The sequence below is a fragment of the Rudaea sp. 3F27F6 genome (assembly GCF_005503555.1).
Taxonomy (GTDB): Bacteria; Pseudomonadota; Gammaproteobacteria; order Xanthomonadales; family Rhodanobacteraceae; genus Rudaea.
In genome coordinates, this window is record NZ_SCNG01000002.1 from 121446 (window position 1) to 138225 (window position 16780).

At 64.2% G+C, this 16780-nt stretch carries 12 protein-coding genes; 4 read left to right on the plus strand and 8 right to left on the minus strand.

Annotated elements, in window-relative coordinates; genetic code table 11:
• Positions 1–61: 61 nt before the first annotated feature.
• The 6 genes from FFS30_RS08455 to FFS30_RS08480 all read right to left on the minus strand — a co-directional run bounded on the left by FFS30_RS08455 (position 62) and on the right by FFS30_RS08480 (position 9814).
• The gene (locus FFS30_RS08455) at positions 62–1708 is read right to left on the minus strand and encodes a carboxylesterase family protein (protein ID WP_171014511.1); all 1647 of its coding nucleotides are present in this window, start codon (positions 1706–1708) and stop codon (positions 62–64) included.
• 130 nt (positions 1709–1838) lie between these two features.
• A complete protein-coding gene (locus tag FFS30_RS08460) occupies positions 1839–3443 on the minus strand; it encodes a GMC family oxidoreductase N-terminal domain-containing protein (protein WP_137912713.1) in 1605 nt (534 codons plus the stop codon).
• Positions 3436–4887: an MFS transporter gene (locus tag FFS30_RS08465; protein ID WP_137912714.1), complete on the minus strand. Its 1452-nt coding sequence runs from the start codon at positions 4885–4887 to the stop codon at positions 3436–3438. Before FFS30_RS08465 ends, FFS30_RS08460 begins: the two co-directional genes overlap by 8 nt.
• 30 nt (positions 4888–4917) lie before the next feature.
• A complete protein-coding gene (locus FFS30_RS08470; protein WP_171014512.1) occupies positions 4918–6432 on the minus strand; it encodes an aldehyde dehydrogenase family protein in 1515 nt (504 codons plus the stop codon).
• Positions 6429–7583 carry a M14 family metallopeptidase gene (locus tag FFS30_RS08475; protein ID WP_212742438.1) on the minus strand — a complete coding sequence of 385 codons (1155 nt, stop codon included), beginning with the start codon at positions 7581–7583 and terminating at the stop codon, positions 6429–6431. The genes FFS30_RS08470 and FFS30_RS08475 overlap by 4 nt, the downstream gene beginning before the upstream one ends.
• Positions 7583–9814, minus strand: a complete 2232-nt coding sequence (locus FFS30_RS08480) for a TonB-dependent receptor (protein ID WP_171014513.1) — start codon at positions 9812–9814, stop codon at positions 7583–7585. The genes FFS30_RS08475 and FFS30_RS08480 overlap by 1 nt, the downstream gene beginning before the upstream one ends.
• Positions 9815–10010: 196 nt before the next feature.
• Between FFS30_RS08480 and FFS30_RS24085 the strand changes: the two genes are divergently transcribed.
• The 3 genes from FFS30_RS24085 (at position 10011) to FFS30_RS08495 (ending at position 13795) form a co-directional block, all read left to right on the plus strand.
• Positions 10011–10778 (plus strand): rhodanese-like domain-containing protein, encoded by a 768-nt coding sequence (locus FFS30_RS24085; protein WP_212742439.1) that lies wholly within the window; start codon positions 10011–10013, stop codon positions 10776–10778.
• 211 nt (positions 10779–10989) lie between these two features.
• Positions 10990–11922 carry a family 2A encapsulin nanocompartment shell protein gene (locus FFS30_RS08490; protein WP_137912718.1) on the plus strand — a complete coding sequence of 311 codons (933 nt, stop codon included), beginning with the start codon at positions 10990–10992 and terminating at the stop codon, positions 11920–11922.
• A 4-nt stretch (positions 11923–11926) separates the two neighbouring features.
• The gene (locus tag FFS30_RS08495) at positions 11927–13795 is read left to right on the plus strand and encodes a family 2A encapsulin nanocompartment cargo protein cysteine desulfurase (protein WP_137912719.1); all 1869 of its coding nucleotides are present in this window, start codon (positions 11927–11929) and stop codon (positions 13793–13795) included.
• Positions 13796–13825: 30 nt separating this feature from the next.
• Here the strand turns inward: FFS30_RS08495 and FFS30_RS08500 are convergent, their stop codons facing one another.
• Both FFS30_RS08500 and FFS30_RS08505 read right to left on the minus strand, forming a co-directional pair.
• Entirely contained in the window at positions 13826–14524 is a 699-nt protein-coding gene (locus FFS30_RS08500) for a response regulator (RefSeq protein WP_137912720.1), read from the minus strand.
• The gene (locus tag FFS30_RS08505; protein ID WP_137912721.1) at positions 14521–15687 is read right to left on the minus strand and encodes a histidine kinase; all 1167 of its coding nucleotides are present in this window, start codon (positions 15685–15687) and stop codon (positions 14521–14523) included. Before FFS30_RS08505 ends, FFS30_RS08500 begins: the two co-directional genes overlap by 4 nt.
• Between FFS30_RS08505 and FFS30_RS08510 the strand changes: the two genes are divergently transcribed.
• A complete protein-coding gene (locus tag FFS30_RS08510; RefSeq protein ID WP_171014515.1) occupies positions 15595–16770 on the plus strand; it encodes a serine hydrolase domain-containing protein in 1176 nt (391 codons plus the stop codon). The genes FFS30_RS08505 and FFS30_RS08510 overlap by 93 nt on opposite strands.
• The last annotated feature ends 10 nt before the right edge of the window (positions 16771–16780 follow it).

Here is a 16780-nt window from a genome sequence, read left to right on the forward strand (position 1 = left end):
GCGCGGCGACGTTCAAGCGGCGGCGCGCGGGACGGCGGTGTCTGCTTATAAATCCCTGGCCTTACTGCATGCGGATAGCGGCCTGCGTCTGCGACACATCGAAATGCAAAACGCCGAGCGATGCGGGGTAGCTCTGCCACGTCGCACCGAGCGCAGGATCGTTCGGATCGTCCGTGCGGATGAAGGCCGCCACGCCGGCCATCATCGCTGCCGACAGCGCTTCGCGGCCGCCGCGATTGGCCGCGCCGAAACAGGCCGAAAACAGATTGCGGCCGAAATTGCCGAAGAGGAAAGGCAGATCCATCGCGTGGCGCGCACCATACACGTCGTTCCACGGCGCGCGCTGCGCGGCCCAGTCGAAGCTGTAGACGTAGACTCTCGGCTGCTTCGCTGCCAGCGCGCCGAGCGTGCCTTGCACCAGGGTCTTGCCTGCCGTGGTCAGCAAACCAGCGTAAACGTTGTAAAGCGCAGGGCCGAGCCAGGGTTGATAGATCGGCTGCACGATGTCGGCCAGGCTCAAGGTCGAAGGCGCGTCGGGATCGAAGTCGAACATCAGGCGAAAGCGATCGGCGTCGCTGATCTTGTAGGCGTCGGTGCTGACCATGCCCTTGCCCTCCTCCTGCGTCGTGCCGACGATCAACGGCACGTTGCGGAAGTTGCCGGCAGCGATCGCCGCAAACGGATACGCGGGCACCACTTGGCCGTCGCTGAATACCGTCGGCGGCGATGTGCCCGCGATCGTACCGGCGCGGAGCAGATCGGCAGCGGATTTTGAGTACAGATACTGCTTGATCCAGGCCGCGTTCTTGCCGGCCAGATAGAACTGCGCGGCAAGCGTGTTGGCTGCCGTACCGTCCTGCACGAGCAAGCGCTGCAGCAAGCCTTGCGTGTACTGCTGGCCGTTTGCCGGCGTGTTGGTGCTCACGTAGCCGCTCATCGCAATGCCGCGCTGGAACAGGCCGACGGTCAAAGGCGAAACGATCAGGCTGAACATGTCGATCGCGCCGGCCGACTGCCCGATCAGGGTGACATTGCCCGCGTCGCCGCCGAACGCTGCGACGTTGTCGTGGACGAATTGCAGCGCGCGGATCAGATCGAGCGTGCCGTAGTTGCCCGAGTCGTCAAGTGCATCGCCGCTGGCCAGCGCCGCATGCGTCAGCCAGCCGAACACGTCGAGGCGATAGTTCGCCGTGACCACTACGGCATTGGCGCCGAGTGCGAGGGCGGCGCCGTCGTACATCGGATCGTTAGAGTAGCCGACCAGGTTGCTGCCGCCGTGGATAAAGACGATGACCGGCAGATTCTGCACGGCGCTGGCGGGACGCCAGATATTCAGAGTAAGGCAATCCTCGCTACCGATCGGCGCACCGAACGTGTCGGCATTGGCCCTGCCCCAAGGCTGGCCCGGCGACGGCGGACCGTAAATGCTCGACATCTGACTGCATGGATTGCCGGGCATCTGCGTCGCCAGCGTGGCCGGCCACGCATCGGGTTCGGCCGGCGCCTTCCAGCGGCGCGCTCCGACCGGCGGCTTGGCATAAGGAATCCCGAGCCATGCGTAGGTCGTTTGACCGGCGCCGAGAGTTCCTTCGATCGCACCGTACTGGGTCGTGCGGATCAACGGCGACGACTGGGCAAACCCTTCGGAACCGCACAGGATCGATGCCGCGGCAACGGCGGCCAGAACGAAATTCTGCAGCGTACGCATAAGCCATATCCCCCGGTTATATACCGTTCCGGAGTTCATCACGGCGTTCGGCGAGCGTCTTCTTCGCGTTCGAGTTTTTTCTTTGCAATCCGATGACAGCGCGGCGACGAGCGCCGCGCTTCGACACCGATCAGCCGGCCGCGGCGAGAATCAAATCCGCGGCCTTCTCGGCGACCATGATCGTCGGCGCGTTGGTGTTGCCGGAAGGAATGCTCGGCATGATCGACGCATCGACGACGCGTAGACTTTCCACTCCATGCACCCTGAGTTGCGCATCGACGACTGCCAGCGCATCGGCGCCCATGCGGCAGGTTCCGACCGGGTGATAGATCGGGCCCGCGGTGCGGCGCACGAAATCGTCCCAGCCGGTGCGATCGGCTGCTTCGGGAACCGCGGCGCAAAGACCGCGATAGTCGCCGGAGAATGCCGCGGACTGCAGAATGCGCACCGCGGTTCGGCAGCCATCGGCCAAGCGCGTCACGTCGTCGGGATGCTCAAGCAAGCGCGACAGAATCAGCGGCGGCGCGGCAGGATCGAGCGAACTCAGCTCGACCCGGCTGCGGCTCAGCGGACGCGACAGATTCACCGCAAGCGACACCGCCGAACGTTTGCTCAAGCTCGGCGCACCGTCGACAAAGGTATAGCCGAGCGGAATAAAGTGCAGTTGTATATCGGGCGGTGCGTCGTCGCCGCGCGTGTTGAAAAATGCGACCGCGTGCGACGTCGGCGAACTCAACGGACCTTTGCCGCGCAGCAGCCAGTCGAGGCCGTGCAATACCGCCCACCACGGCTTTGCCGCGTCGTTGTACGTGCGCTGCGATACATAGCACGAGACGAAAACGCCCGGATGCTCCTGCAGATTGGCGCCGACGCCCGGCAGCGCATGCCGCAGCGGCACGCCGTGGCGGCGCAGTTGCGCTTCATCGCCGATGCCCGAGCGCAGCAGGATCAGCGGCGAGGCTAGCGCGCCCGCGCAGAGCAGAACTTCGCGGCGCGCCGAATAGGTCCGGCTTGCGCCCTCGTGAACCACCTGCACGCCCGTTGCGCGATCGCCGTCGAACACGATCTTGTCGACATGCGCCGCCGTCGCGACTGTGAGGTTGGCGCGCGATCGCGCCGAATGCAGATAGGCGCGCGCCGTGCTGTGGCGCGAACCGTTCTTGACCGTTCCCTGATTCGGCCCGACGCCGGCCTGGCGCTCGCCGTTGACGTCGGCGTTGAACGGAATGCCGACTTCCTGCCCGGCGGCGATGAAATTTTTCACCAGAAGATGCGGCGAAGGAACGTCCTGCACAGCCAGCAAGCCTTGCGCACCGTGATAGGCATTCTCGCCGCGGCTATTGTTTTCGGCGCGGCGAAAATACGGCAGCACGTCGGCATAGCTCCAGCCCGTATTGCCGAGCGCCGCCCAATGGTCGTAGTCCTCGCGCTGGCCGCGAATGTAGATCATGCCGTTGATCGAACTGCTGCCGCCGAGCACCTTGCCGCGCGGCCACGGATGCGTGCGATTGTTCAAGGTCGGATCGGGCTGCGACCAATAACACCAGTCGTAGCGCGGATTGCCGAACGTCGCCGCCTGCCCGGCCGGCACGCGGAACAGCGGCGAGCGGTCGGCCGGCCCCGCTTCGAGCAGCAAGACGCTGTGGCGTCCATTTGCCGACAAACGATTCGCCAGCACACAACCGGCGGTGCCGCCGCCGACAATGATGTAGTCCCAACTCGCGTCGTCACTCATTGGCGGCAGAAAAAACAGGTCCGCTGCCGGCTTCGGCATTCTGCGTTGTTGCCACCTTTTCATCCGGAGTTCTTCGCCGGCTTCGATCCTGCAATCGGCGCTGCAAAAGTGCGCTCTCGCGGCGGCCCAGAGGGAAATTCCACAGCAGGGCTATCGCCGGCAAGCACATCAGCGCGGGCAGAAATAGACCGACCATATGCAAGGTGCGGATATCGTCCGGGCCATGCTGCGCATTCGGCTGATAACCGAGCCAGCCGAGCAGAGGCAGGCCGATGCCGACGCCGATCGCGATGCCCATCTTCGCGACGAAATTGAGCACCGCCATGTATTGGCCCGCGCGGCTTTCGCCGGTGCGCAGCATGTCGAGATCTACCGTATCGGCGACGATCGCCGATGGCAGCAACAAGCTCGCGGCCACCGCCGGCCCGAGCACGACGAAAGGCAGCACGCCCTGCCAGAGCACGCCCGGCTGCACGAAAGCCATACCGAGCAGCGCGAGCGACGTGCCGCCGATGCCGAGACACAAGGCGCGATGCTTGCCGATGCGCGCGACCGCCATCATCAACAGCGGCACGCAAACGATGCCGGACAGATACTGGGTCACGACGAGAAGCAGAAAGCTGCCCGGCAAGTTCATGCCCACATCGATCAGGAAGACCACGCAGGCGTTGTAGATGCTGGTCGCGACGCCGCCGATCAGATAGGCCGCCATCAAACGCAGGAACGGTTTGTTCGCCGCGACGGCGCGCAACGCGGCAAAGAACGACGTGTGCGTCTGCTCGATGCGGTTCTCGCCGACGCTTGCCGCAGCGAACAACACCGTCGTCGGCAACAGCACCAAGGCTGCGACGAGGACGACGGCGAGAATATTGTGAATCGAGCGCGCGCTTTCAGGCAGCACCAGCAACGGCAGCAGAACCGCGAGCACGATGCCGACCATGCCGGCGGCTTCGCGAAAACTCGTGATGCGGTTGCGGCCGAGATAGTTGTCCGACAGCTCCGCGCCCCAGGACAGATACGGAATCTGCAGCATCGTCCACGCGCAGTAAAACACGAACACGCAGATCCACAGATGCGCGTAACCAGCGCCCGCGGGCGGATCGAGCAGGAACTTGGCCGCGAGCATCAGCAGCGGCACGGCGGCCAGCATCCAGATGCGGCGGCGGCCGTAACGCGTATGCACGCGATCGGAAACGTAGCCCATGACCTGATCGAGCACCGCATCCCACATCCGCACGAGGAAAAAGATCAAACCCACGGTAGCCAGATCCAGACGCATATCCGTGCTGTAGAACGGCGGCAGATAAATGACCAGCGGCACGAACAGGATATTCATCGGAATCGCCGGGCCGCTATAGGCCAGCAGCTTGCCCAGCGAGAGGGGTCCCTGCCCGCCACCGGCGATGGCCGGCGAAGGTTTTGCCGACGAGGAGGCGTCAATCATGGTTCGATTCGATCATATGCGGAACGGACCTCAGCCCAGCAGGGTGATTGCTTTCAAGTGCGTGTACGGAAGAATACCTGCGACGCCGCCTTCCACGCCGAAACCCGACTGCGCGACCGGCTCGGCCGGCAATGAATAGGCGGCGCCCATGCCGCCGACCGGCGCACCACCGAATTGAATGCGCCCCGCGCGGATCGAGTGCGAAAGACGCACGCCGCGGCCGAGATCGCCCGTCCATATCGTCGCCGCGAGACCGTAGGCGCTGTCGTTGGCCAAGCGCACGGCTTCTTCCTCTTTCGTAAAGGTGAAGCAGCTCAGCACCGGACCAAATATTTCTTCCTGCGCGATCCTCGCCGCAGGATCGACGCGATCGAAAATCACGCCCGGAACGAAACACGCCGCATCGTCCGCCGCTGCGGGCTCGGCGGCGAAACGCAGACGCGCCCCTTGCTGCTTGCCGCTTTCGACGTAGCCAAGCACGCGTTCTTTCTGCGCGCGGCTGGCGACCGGGCCGTACAAGGTCGCCGGATCGAGCGGATCGCCGGCCCGGATCGAACCCGCCGCTTCGACGACGTGCTGCATAAACTCGTCCGCGATCTCCGCATCGACCAGCAGGCGCGTCTTCGCCACGCAGAGCTGGCCCTGGTTTTCAAACGCGTCGATCACGACCTGGCGCGCCACCGCGGCCAAATCGCTGACGTCGCGGAAGACCAGTTGCGGCGACTTGCCGCCGCATTCGAGGATCGTCGGCTTGGCATTGGAATCGGCCGACGCGCGCAGGATGCGCCGCCCGGTCAGCGTCGAACCGGTGAAGGTCAGCAGATCCACGTCGCCGTGATGCGCGAGCGCATTGCCCGCCGCGCTGCCCGATCCGGGCACCGCGTTGAATACGCCGGGCGGCAGGCCCGCCTCTACGGCCAACTCGGCCAGGCGCAGGCTCGACAACGGCGCGACCTCGGACGGCTTGATCACGACGCTGTTGCCCGCGGCCAATGCGGGCGCGAGCTTTATCGCGGCATTGCATAGCGGATAGTTCCACGGCGTGATCGCGCCGATCACGCCGCGCGGTTCGTTCGCGGCGAGTGCGAGGCAGTTGCGTTCGCTCGGCGCGACCTGACCGTAGAGCTTGTCGATCGTCTCGGCATAGAAGCGGAAGAAGCCCGCGGCGACGACCACCTCGCCCAGCGCCGCACTGATCGGCTTGCCCATTTCCAAGGAATCGAGCAAGGCCAATTCTTCGCGATGCGCCTCGATCAGATCGGCGACGCGCAACAGGATGGCCTTGCGATACAACGGCGGCAGATGGCGCCAGCGGCCGTCGTCGAACGCGGTACGCGCAGCGCGCACCGCGCTGTCGACGTCGGCGGCGCCGCAGTCGGCAATCTTCCACAACGTGCGGCCAGTTGCCGGATTCACATCGACGAACGACGCGGTCGAGATCGGCTCGGCCCACGCGCCGTTGATGAACGGAATTGTCCGCGGCGTCACACGGCGTGCATGCCAGTCCAAGCCTGGGTTCGCGGAAGAGGAAACGGAAGTGCTCATGCGGCTGCCCTGCCCCATTGGGATTTGTTGGATGCCGATCCGGCGGGATCGGCCTTGATCGAATCGGAACTGTGCAGCCCGGCCAGTGCCTGCCGGCACAGCAGCAAAGACTGAGCGGCGACCATGCCTTTCCAGTAGTCGCAATCGGCATAGAACACATCGCGCAACTGCATGCGGATCTCGTCGCCCTGCGGCGATCGCGGATCGCCGTGTTGGTACAGCCAGAGATCGGCGCGCAGCGCGTCGAGAGTTTCTTCGGGCGTTTTCACCCCGCACTCGAAGGCGATGCCGGTAATCTCGGCACCGCTCAATAGCGCGTGCGCCGCGCCGACACCGTCGCCGTCGATCGCGGCGACCGACGAACTGCCGTCGCACGACGAAGTGACCGCGGCGCCGTACCACGCCCGCGCGCGTGCGAACGCGGCGTGCGCGGGCGGCAGGGTGACGATGCGTTCGGCGTAGCCCCACGGCCCGAGGCCGGTGTGATAGTCGATGATGGCGACCTTGGCCGCTTGGCCGAGGTATTCGCGGAAGATTGCCGTCTGCGTGCGCCGCGACCACGTCGCCTGCGTGCCGGCAAAGAACAGTCCCTGCGGGTCGATGTGCTGTCCCGTGGTGATCGCCGCGACCATCGCCGCGCGTCCGTGCCTGGCGGCGTAGTCGGCCAGCGCGGCGTCGGCGGCGGCGACTGCCTGCGGTGTGTATTCGCGCAGGCAGATGCCGTCGCGTATCGCCAGGTATTCGGGATTGGGCGGCATCGCACGCGTGTCGAAATCGAACCAGTTGCGATTCAAATCGACATTGTCTTCGGTGACCCGGCGCACCCAGGCGAAACCGTGCGGATTGATCGCGTGGATCAGCAGAACCGCGGTGTTTTCGGCGAGGTTCGCGCCTTCGCCGCGGCGCAACCAATCGATCTGCGCGCCCGAACCGCAAAAGCCTTCGACACCGTGCGTGCCCGAGATGAGCACGAGCACGCGCTCGGCCGAACGCGGCCCCAGCCAGGCCACATCGGTCGAGAGCACCTCGTCGGCGGGGCCACGCTCGGGATGCAGAATGCGCTCCACCGCGGCGCCCGCGTCTGCCGCCGCATCGAGAAATTTCGTGCGTGCCTGCGCATAGTCGGCACTGAATGCGTTCGCCGGATTCATCAGAAGTACCGGGTCAGGCTGATGCCGAACGTGCGCGGCTGCAGCGAGGTTTGCGCGAGCAGGGAACGCGAGTTGGGACTGAGCACCGAATCGGCCGCATAAATGGTCGGCCGCTGGTCGAACACGTTATTGAGGAAAACCGCGGTCTCCCATTGCTGCCAGCTCGTTGTGGCACGCAGGGCGAGAAAATAATACGAAGACGCATCGCGGATGACCGGGTCGTAGCCGGTCACGCCGAACGACGGCGTGCGCACGTACGGCCCGAGCCATTGATAGTCGGCGCGCAGCGAACTGTTGTAGCCGTCGGCGAGACTGAAGTTGTATTGCAGGTTCGCGGCGACCATCCACTTCGGCACGCCGACCAGTTCATCGCCCTTGCGCGCGATCAGCGCGCGCTGGCCTCCGGCGAGCGTGCCGCCGAGGACGTCGTCGGCGAACTGCGAGTTGGTGTAGCTCGCGCTCAGACCGAGGATCAGATGGTCGGAAACGCGCGCCTTCGCTTCGAGTTCGACGCCCTTGCTCGTCGCCGAGCCGAGATTGCCGACGTAGCTGAAGCCGCAGCTCGGCAGGCCGACGAGCTGCTGGATATTGCTCCAGCGCGTGTAGTAGACGCTGCTGTTGAGCGACAGCCTGTTGTCGAGGAAAGCGAATTTGCCGCCGACCTCGTAGTTCCACAGGCTGTCGGAATCGTAGGTGGTCGGCGAACGGGTCAGGCCCAGGGCGGCGAGTTCGGAAGCACACGCCGACGGCACGGCATTGTTCACCCCGCCGACGCGATAGCCCTTCGCCGCGTTGGCGTAGAGCATCTTCGCCTCGTCGAGCTGATAGGAAATTCCGAACTTCGGCGTAACCGGCGATTCGTCCTTGGTTCCCGAAGCCGCCGTCGGCGGATTGTTCAACGGGCCGTTGGCGAACTGCCGGTACTCCAGTTCGGTATGCGCGGCGCGCAGGCCGAAAATCAGTTTCAGATTGTCGACGATCTCGTAGCGCACGTCGCCGAACGCCGCGAACTGCTTGTCGACGGTGCGCGTATTGCCGTAGTAGGCGACGTCGCCCGGCAGCAGCGGAACGCCGAACGCCTGCTCCACCGACACACCGGCCACCGTCTTCAGCAGCAGATCCATTGGCCCGGCAACGCTCTGGGTAAAGTTGTAGGTCGCACGCTGGAAATACAGGCCGCCGACCCAGGTCAGCCGCGAGGGTCCGTTCGAAGAAAAGCGCAGTTCCTGGGTGAGGTTGCGCTGAGTGACCTGATCGTTGCTGGCTTCCTGGAATCCGCTCAGTCCCGGAATGAACGGCACGCGGAAAAGCAGCTCCGGAATGTAGTTGCTGTAGTCGTCGGTGCGCGTGTAGTTGCGATAGAAATTCGAGGTGATCGATTTGACCGAGAAATTTTCGAAGCGATATTCCGCGCTGATGCTCGACAGCACGAACTTGTCGCGGCTCGGCTGCTCGATCGCCCAGCCCGCCGTATCGTCCGCATACGCCGTGCCGCCGAGACCGCGCCAGGACATCGACGGCGCCGCGGTGGAAACGCGCTGGTAGTAGACGCTCGGCGTGATCGTGAGACGCTCGTTCGGCGCCCAGGCCAGCGCGAAGCGCGCGACGGTGTCGTTGCCGGAGTTGATATTGCTGTCGAGCTGCTGCTTGCCGTCGGGCGACACGCGATCGATCCAGCCGCCGACATGGCTTTGCGCGACGCTGGCCCTGAAGCCGAGTTCGTTCTCGATCAGCGGGCCGCCGACCGCCGCACCGAGCGTGCCATTCAGATCGCCGCCTTGCGTGCTGCTGATTTCGGCCCGCGCAAAACCGGAATACGCGTCGAGGCTCGGCTGCGGCGTGATGTAGCGGATCGTGCCGCCTTCGGAACTCGCACCGAACAGGGTGCCCTGCGGGCCACGCAGCACTTCGACCCGGTCGAGGTCGAACAGGCGCGGATTGGCGCTGCCGGCGAACAGAGAATTGCGCACCTGGATCGGCGTGTCGTCGATATAGATGCCCGTGGTCGAATCGCCGACCACCGAGGCAATCCCGCGAATCGCGATCGACGGCGTGCCGAGCCCGCTCGACGGCAGATAACTCAGGCCGGGGATCGATCTGGCAAGGTCTTCGATGCCTTTCGCACCGAGCGCATCCATTTCCTCGGGCGTGATCGCGGTCAGGCTCAGCGGCACGCGACTGGAGCGTTCCGCGGTCTTTTGCGCGGTGACCACGACATCGCCGAGACGCATGGCCTCGTCGGTGGCGGGCGCCGTCTTCTCGTTCTGGCCCGACGTCGCGTCCGTCTGCGCGTTTTGTGCGTGAGTCGTACCGGCGGCTAAACAACAGCCCGCGCTGACGATAAGCGGGACAAACCCGCCGGATTTTATATTTTGAAATTGCGCCACATCCCCGCCTCCTGACTGCAATGAGGCAAGTGGAGCACAGTTGCACCTCGACGATCTTTTGCGCTTCCGACAGTTTCCTTTTGCAAAGCGCCCCGGTTCGTGCGGCCGTGGCGTGCCCAGGGCTGCGATATTCAAGGCATGCGGCGGCATGCGCATCGCCGCCAGGCAATCCAAAGCCGACCGCGATACGTCACGTCGCCGTATTCGATCGGCCGGCGGCCTCGGCAAACGGTGCTTTATTCCTTTTTGTTCTAAGCAAACCGGGTTTCATCCTTTTGTTTCACCGCGCAGCGGACCTAGTTTGCTACCACGCAACCTCGTTGCTTTGATCAAGGCTAAAGTCATGACCGTCCTGCTCGAACAAACCGTCTCTGCCGATTCGTTTGCCGTCTCGACCTATGCCGCCGGCACGCCGGCGCCGCTCGGCGATACGCTGTCGCCGCGCGAAGCGTGGCGACTGTTCGCCGCAGGCGCGGCAAAGCTGGTCGACGTGCGCACCGCCGAAGAGCGCGCCTTCGTCGGCTACGTGCCCGATTCGATTCACATCGCCTGGGCAACCGGCACGCGCCTGACGCGCAATCCGCGTTTCGTCCGCGAGCTGGAAGCCAAGACCGGCAAGGACGCGACCGTGCTGCTGCTCTGCCGCAGCGGCGTGCGCGCGGCCGCGGCCGCCGAGGCGGCCCGCGCGGCGGGATTCAGCGACGTGCACAGCATCGAAGAAGGATTCGAGGGCGAGCTCGACGAGCAGCGCCATCGCGGCAGCCGCAATGGCTGGCGTGCCGCCGGTCTGCCCTGGGTACAAGACTGAATCGAAGAACTCGCGCATGGCTGCCTCCGCCTCCACGCCATTGACGCCAAAAGGCCGCGCTTTCAACGCGGCCTTTTTTCTGCCTGGCGCGGCGAGCGAACGCCTGCAATGAAACCTGTCGGATACTGCAATTTCATTTGCCACTGAACCACCGCCTGCCTAACATCATGCAGCGCATCCATTCTTACGTCACCGCCCATTAGGACGCATCATGGCCGATAAAAAGACTCAGCAGCTCGCGCTCGGCGATGCTGGCGCACGCCAGCTTGCCAACACGACCAAATCCGCGCCGAAACTCGACATCATCTCGCCGCGCTGGCTCACCCACCTCCTGCAGTGGCTGCCGGTCGAAGCCGGCGTTTATCGGCTCAACAAGGTGAAGAATCCGCAAAACGTCGATTTCGCCTGCGCGCGCCGCGACGAGTCCGACCTGCCGCAGACCTTCGTCGACTACGATCCGAAGCCGCGCGAATACACCTTGAGCGCATGCTCGACCGTGCTCGAAGTGAACACGCGCATTTCCGATCTCTATTCGAGCCCGTTCGATCAGGTGAAAGAGCAACTGCGCCTGACCATCGAGACGATCAAGGAGAAGCAGGAAAACGAGTTGATCAACAATCCCGACTACGGCCTTATCGCCAACGTCGCCGAGTCGCAGCGCCTGCAGACGCTGACCGGCGCGCCGACGCCCGACGATCTCGACGAACTGCTGACCAAGGTCTGGAAAGAGCCGGCGTTCTTCCTGACTCACCCGCTCGCGATCGCCGCGTTCGGCCGCGAGTGCACGCGCCGCGGCGTGCCGCCGCCGACGGTGAGCCTGTTCGGTTCGCAATTCATCACCTGGCGCGGCATTCCGCTGATTCCGTCCGACAAGGTGCCGGTCGAGGACGGCAGATCGAAGATCCTCCTGCTGCGCACCGGCGACAAGCGCCAGGGCGTCGTCGGCCTGTTCCAGCCGGGGCTGCCCGGCGAACAGAGTCCGGGCCTGTCGGTGCGCTTCATGGGCATCGGGCGCAATGCGCTCGCCTCGTATCTCGTCTCGCTCTACTGCTCGCTCGCCGTGCAAACCGACGACGCGCTTGCGCTGCTCGACGGCGTCGAGATCGACAAGTACCACGAGTACGCCCACACCTACGTGAGCTGAGCGAATGGCCGCGCCGACGCCGTCCCTGCCCTTGTCGCCCGAGCTTCCGGTCGGCCTGCCCGATGCGCTCGAAATCGCGCGCTGGGCCGGTGAGTTGTTCAATGCCTTGCCGAACGGCGCGCAGCATCAAGCGGCGACGCCGCCCGACCCGCCCGGCGTGACGACGCCGCTGCCGCACCAATTGCCGAGCAACATCGCTCCGGAATCGGCGCAGAGCGCGCAAGCCATCGCCGCCGCGGCGCCCGCGCTCGTTCCCGACGCGCAGGCCGGCAATGGCGTACCCGATCTGCTGGCAACGCGCCCGCACGGTTTCGTCGGCAGCCGCGGAGGTCACGCGCAGTCGGTACCGCAGACGTATGCGTCGGTTCCACCGCTCGACGTGTCCGTGCCATCGGCAGGTGGCTCGCCGTTCTACTTCTTGTCCGAGGCGCAGGCACCCGCGGTGCCCGCTGCCGCGCCGGATCGCATTCCAAGTCCCGCGCCCTACTCCGCGTTCGGCCTCGACGATCTCGCCGGCCTGATTCCGGCTGAGCCCCGCGCGGTCGATGCGGCGCCGGCGAACGCCTCGGGATTCTATTTTCTCGACGGACTGTCCGACCTCGATGCCCCGGCGTTCGCCGATGTGCCGAAGCAGGAACCGGAGCGCCGCACGGTCTTCGACGTCGACAGCGTGCGCCGCGATTTCCCGATCCTCGCCGAGCGCGCCAACGGCCGCCCGCTGGTCTGGTTCGACAACGCCGCAACGACGCACAAGCCGCAGGCGGTGATCGATCGCCTCGCCTATTTTTACGCGCACGAAAACTCGAACATCCATCGCGCCGCGCACGAACTCGCCGCGCGCGCGACCGACGCTTACGAAGATGCACGCAAGAAGGTGGCGCGCTTTATCGGTGCCGGCTCGACCGACGAAATCATTTTCGTCCGCGGCACGACCGAGGCGATCAACCTGATCGCGAAGACCTGGGGCAAAAAGAATATCGGCGCGGGCGACGAAATCATCGTCTCGCATCTGGAGCACCACGCCAACATCGTGCCGTGGCTGCAACTCGTGCAGGAAACCGGCGCCAAGCTACGCGTGATTCCGGTCGACGAGTCCGGCCAGGTGCTGCTCGGCGAATACCAGCGCCTACTCTCGCCGCGCACCAAGCTCGTGTCGGTGACGCAGGTGTCGAATGCCCTCGGCACCGTCGTGCCGGTCAAGGAAATCGTCGAACTCGCCCACCGCGCCGGCGCCAAGGCGCTCGTCGACGGCGCGCAGTCGGTCTCGCATATGCGCGTCGACGTGCAGGCGCTCGACGCGGATTTCTTCGTCTTCTCCGGGCACAAAGTGTTCGCACCGACCGGCATCGGCATCGTCTACGGCAAGCGCGCGATTCTCGAAGACATGCCGGCCTGGCAAGGCGGCGGCAATATGATCACCGACGTCACCTTCGAGCGTGCGCTGTTCCACGGACCGCCCGCACGCTTCGAGGCCGGCACTGGCAATATCGCCGATGCCGCGGGGCTTGGCGCGGCGATCGACTACGTCGAACGCCTCGGCATCGAGAACATCGCGGCTTACGAGCACGAGCTGCTCGACTACGCGACCGGGCTGCTGCGCAACGTGTCCGGCCTGCGCCTGATCGGCACCGCCGCAGACAAGGCCAGCGTGCTCTCGTTCGTGCTCTCCGGCTACACGCCCGAGGAAGTCGGCAAGGCGCTCAACGAAGAAGGCATCGCCGTGCGCGCGGGCCATCATTGCGCGCAACCGATCCTGCGGCGCTTCGGCGTCGAAGCGAGCGTGCGCGCGTCGCTCGCGTTCTACAACACGCGCGCGGAAGTTGAATTGCTCGCATCGGTCCTGCAGCGGCTGCGTGCTGCGCGGCCGTTGTAGCGAGAGCACAAAGCCGCCCGCTGCCGCCGTCTATCTCAGCGCGTCCACTACGGCCGCGCGGTAGGCCCGTCCCAGCGGAAGCAGAAGATCGTTTCCGAGTCCGACATCGCTCGCGAAGATCGAGCGGATGAAGCGCATATTGACCAGATGCGATTTGTGGATGCGCACGAAGCCGAAAGGCGTCAGCCGGCGCTCAAGATCCTTCAGCGCTTCGGAAGCAAAAATACGTTCTTCCTCGGTATAAACGAGAGAGAAATTGCCGGCGGCCTCGATTCTCTGTGTCTGCGCGATATCTATCAATCGGTGCGCATTGCCGCAACGGATGGACAGTCGCGGCGGCGCCTTCACGGCCGAATCCGCTCTCGCCGCGGACAGCAGCGGGCGGATGTGTTCGAGACACCGGTGCAGGCGCTGCTTGGAGACGGGCTTCAGAAGATAATCGCGCACTCCGAGATCGAAGGCGACCAAAGCGTGCTCGACGTGCGCGGTCAAAAGCACGGTGACCGGCGGATTGGCAAGCGCCCGCAGAAAATCCAAACCGCTCAGCTCGGGCATCGACACATCGAGAAAAAGCAGGTCGTGAGGCTCGCTGGCAAGCACGGACAAGGCGTGCCTCGGCGACACGCAGGTCGTTGCCAGATCGATGTCGGGCACGTCGGCCAGCAATGCACGCAATGCCTCATGTGCAGCCGGTTCATCATCGACGCTCGCCGCTTTGAATCGGATCATGGCGTGATGTCGATGCTTGCGCGGTAAACGCCGTCCTTCACATCCACGTGGAGGATGCTCTTTCCCGGATAGAGCAGCTGCAGCCGATTTCTCACGTTGGTCTGCCCGACTCCCATGCCACTGTCGATCCGCCCGCCCGAGGGGAAGCGATTCACCACCTCGAACCGCATCTGCATCTCGGTGATGTCGATGGAAACCTCGATATCGAGCGTTCCGTCGGGGAAGCGTCCATGCTTGACCGCGTTCTCGAACAAGGTTGCGAGCAACATCGGCGGCACCGGAACATGCAGGTCGCCGCGCGCTTCGACCGAGATACTGACGCGCTCCGGATTGCGCGCGCGTTCGAGCAGGGCGTAGTGTTCGATGAAATCCAATTCGTCCTGCAGCGGCACCCAGCGTTTGCGCGTGCGGTCGACGACGTGCCGCAGCGCTTCGGACATGGACAGGAACAGCGGTATCGCTTTCTCCTGATCCGTCAACAAAACCGAGTAGACGGTGTTGAGCATATTGAAGAGCGTATGCGGCGCCAATTGCGCTTCGAGCAAAAGCAATTCCGTTTGCGCCTGCAACTGCAGCGATCGAGTCAACTGCTTGCGATACAGCAGACCGCGCATCGCCAGCCATGAGGCAATGCCGAAAGCCGGCAGCAGGACCAGATTCGCGACGCTTTCGCCGAGCGACACTTCGAAGCGGAAGGCCGGGTAAATCAGCCGCTGCTGAGCGGCGAGCCAAACCAGCGCGAGGCCATAAGTGCAAATGACCTGCAACGCGAATGGAAGCCGCGCCTTGGTGAGTTCCATCAACGCGTAGTAGGACACAAGCGGCGGGATCACCAGCAACACCGTTGCCGACGACACTGCGAGCGCATCCGCGCGATCGAGCCGATAAGCCGCGAACAGCACCGCCCAGAGCATCAGCGCGGCGGCAAGTCCGATCGCGAGGAACATCATTCCGTCGTTCGTCACGCCGAACGGACGTTCGTCATTTGCTGTTTGCATGGGCGAGAAGGCTTCCCTTACGTTGCACTCATCGACGAATCGCGTCGCCGCGAAATATACATGGGTACTTCGATGAAATGGATCGCCGCAATTCTCATTGCTTTCATATGTCAGAGTTGTTCGCTGAAGGACGCGCGCCACGACGGCGGCATCGCGGCGGCGCACGCAAGTTTCGCGCGCGCCGCGCTGCTCGATGCCGGCGTACCGAAAATCATCAAGGCGCGGCGCATAGCCGGGGTCGGCATTGCGGTGATACGCGCAGGTCAAGTCGCCTGGACAGGCTATTACGGCGAGCAGGGACCGGGCGTGCCGGCCACGCGGACGACGATGTTCAATACGGCCTCGCTGGCGAAATCGATCACGGCGGAAACCACGCTGCGGCTGGTGTCCCAAGACAAAGTCTCCCTGGACGAATCGATCGCCGCGCATTACCTAGAGCCCGATCTCGCCAACGACCCGCGTTACCGGCGATTGACGCCGCGGCTGATCCTGAGCCATCGGTCCGGGCTGCTGAACTGGGAATACCAGTACAAGGACGAGAAACTCGCGTTCGTCGCCGATCCGGGAACGCGCTTCGGCTATTCGGGAGCCGCCTACGACATCCTGGCAAAGTTCCTCGAGAAGAAACTGCAAACGGATTTCGAATCGATCGTGAAGCGCACGGTGTTCGATCCCATCGGCATGACCTCGGTTTCGATGCGCCGGCGCGCGTCGATCGATACGCGGGTAACGACGCCGATGAACGGCAACGGTGTCTACGAGGCAGCGTACACGACCACCGAGTCCGACTGGCATCACGGCTCGTGGAGTTCGGCGTCCGACCTGTTCGTCAGCGTCGACGACTATGCCAAGTTCCTGATCAGCGTCACCAATAACGAGGGCTTGTCGCGCGAGCTGGCGGCCGATCGATTGCGCCCGTCTGCGTCGTTCGCCGGAGCGCCCGAATGGGAATGTATTCCCGATCCGTCGCTGACCTGCCCCGACCGCTACGGCTTCGGCCTCGGATGGATCGTATTCGACTACGGCACGAAAAAGATCGTCTGGGGTGGCGGCAACGATTCCGGCGAGAACGCGATGGTGTATTTCTCGCCCGACAATCCGGGAGACGCCGTGATCCTATTCATCAACGGCGGCAACGGCGTCTTCGCATCGCTCGACATCATGGACCTGATCGCCGACCGGCCGGAGCTCGCCGCTTATATACGGCAACTCATCGAGCGTCACACGCATGCTCAGGCTCCGCATTGAAACAGCGGGC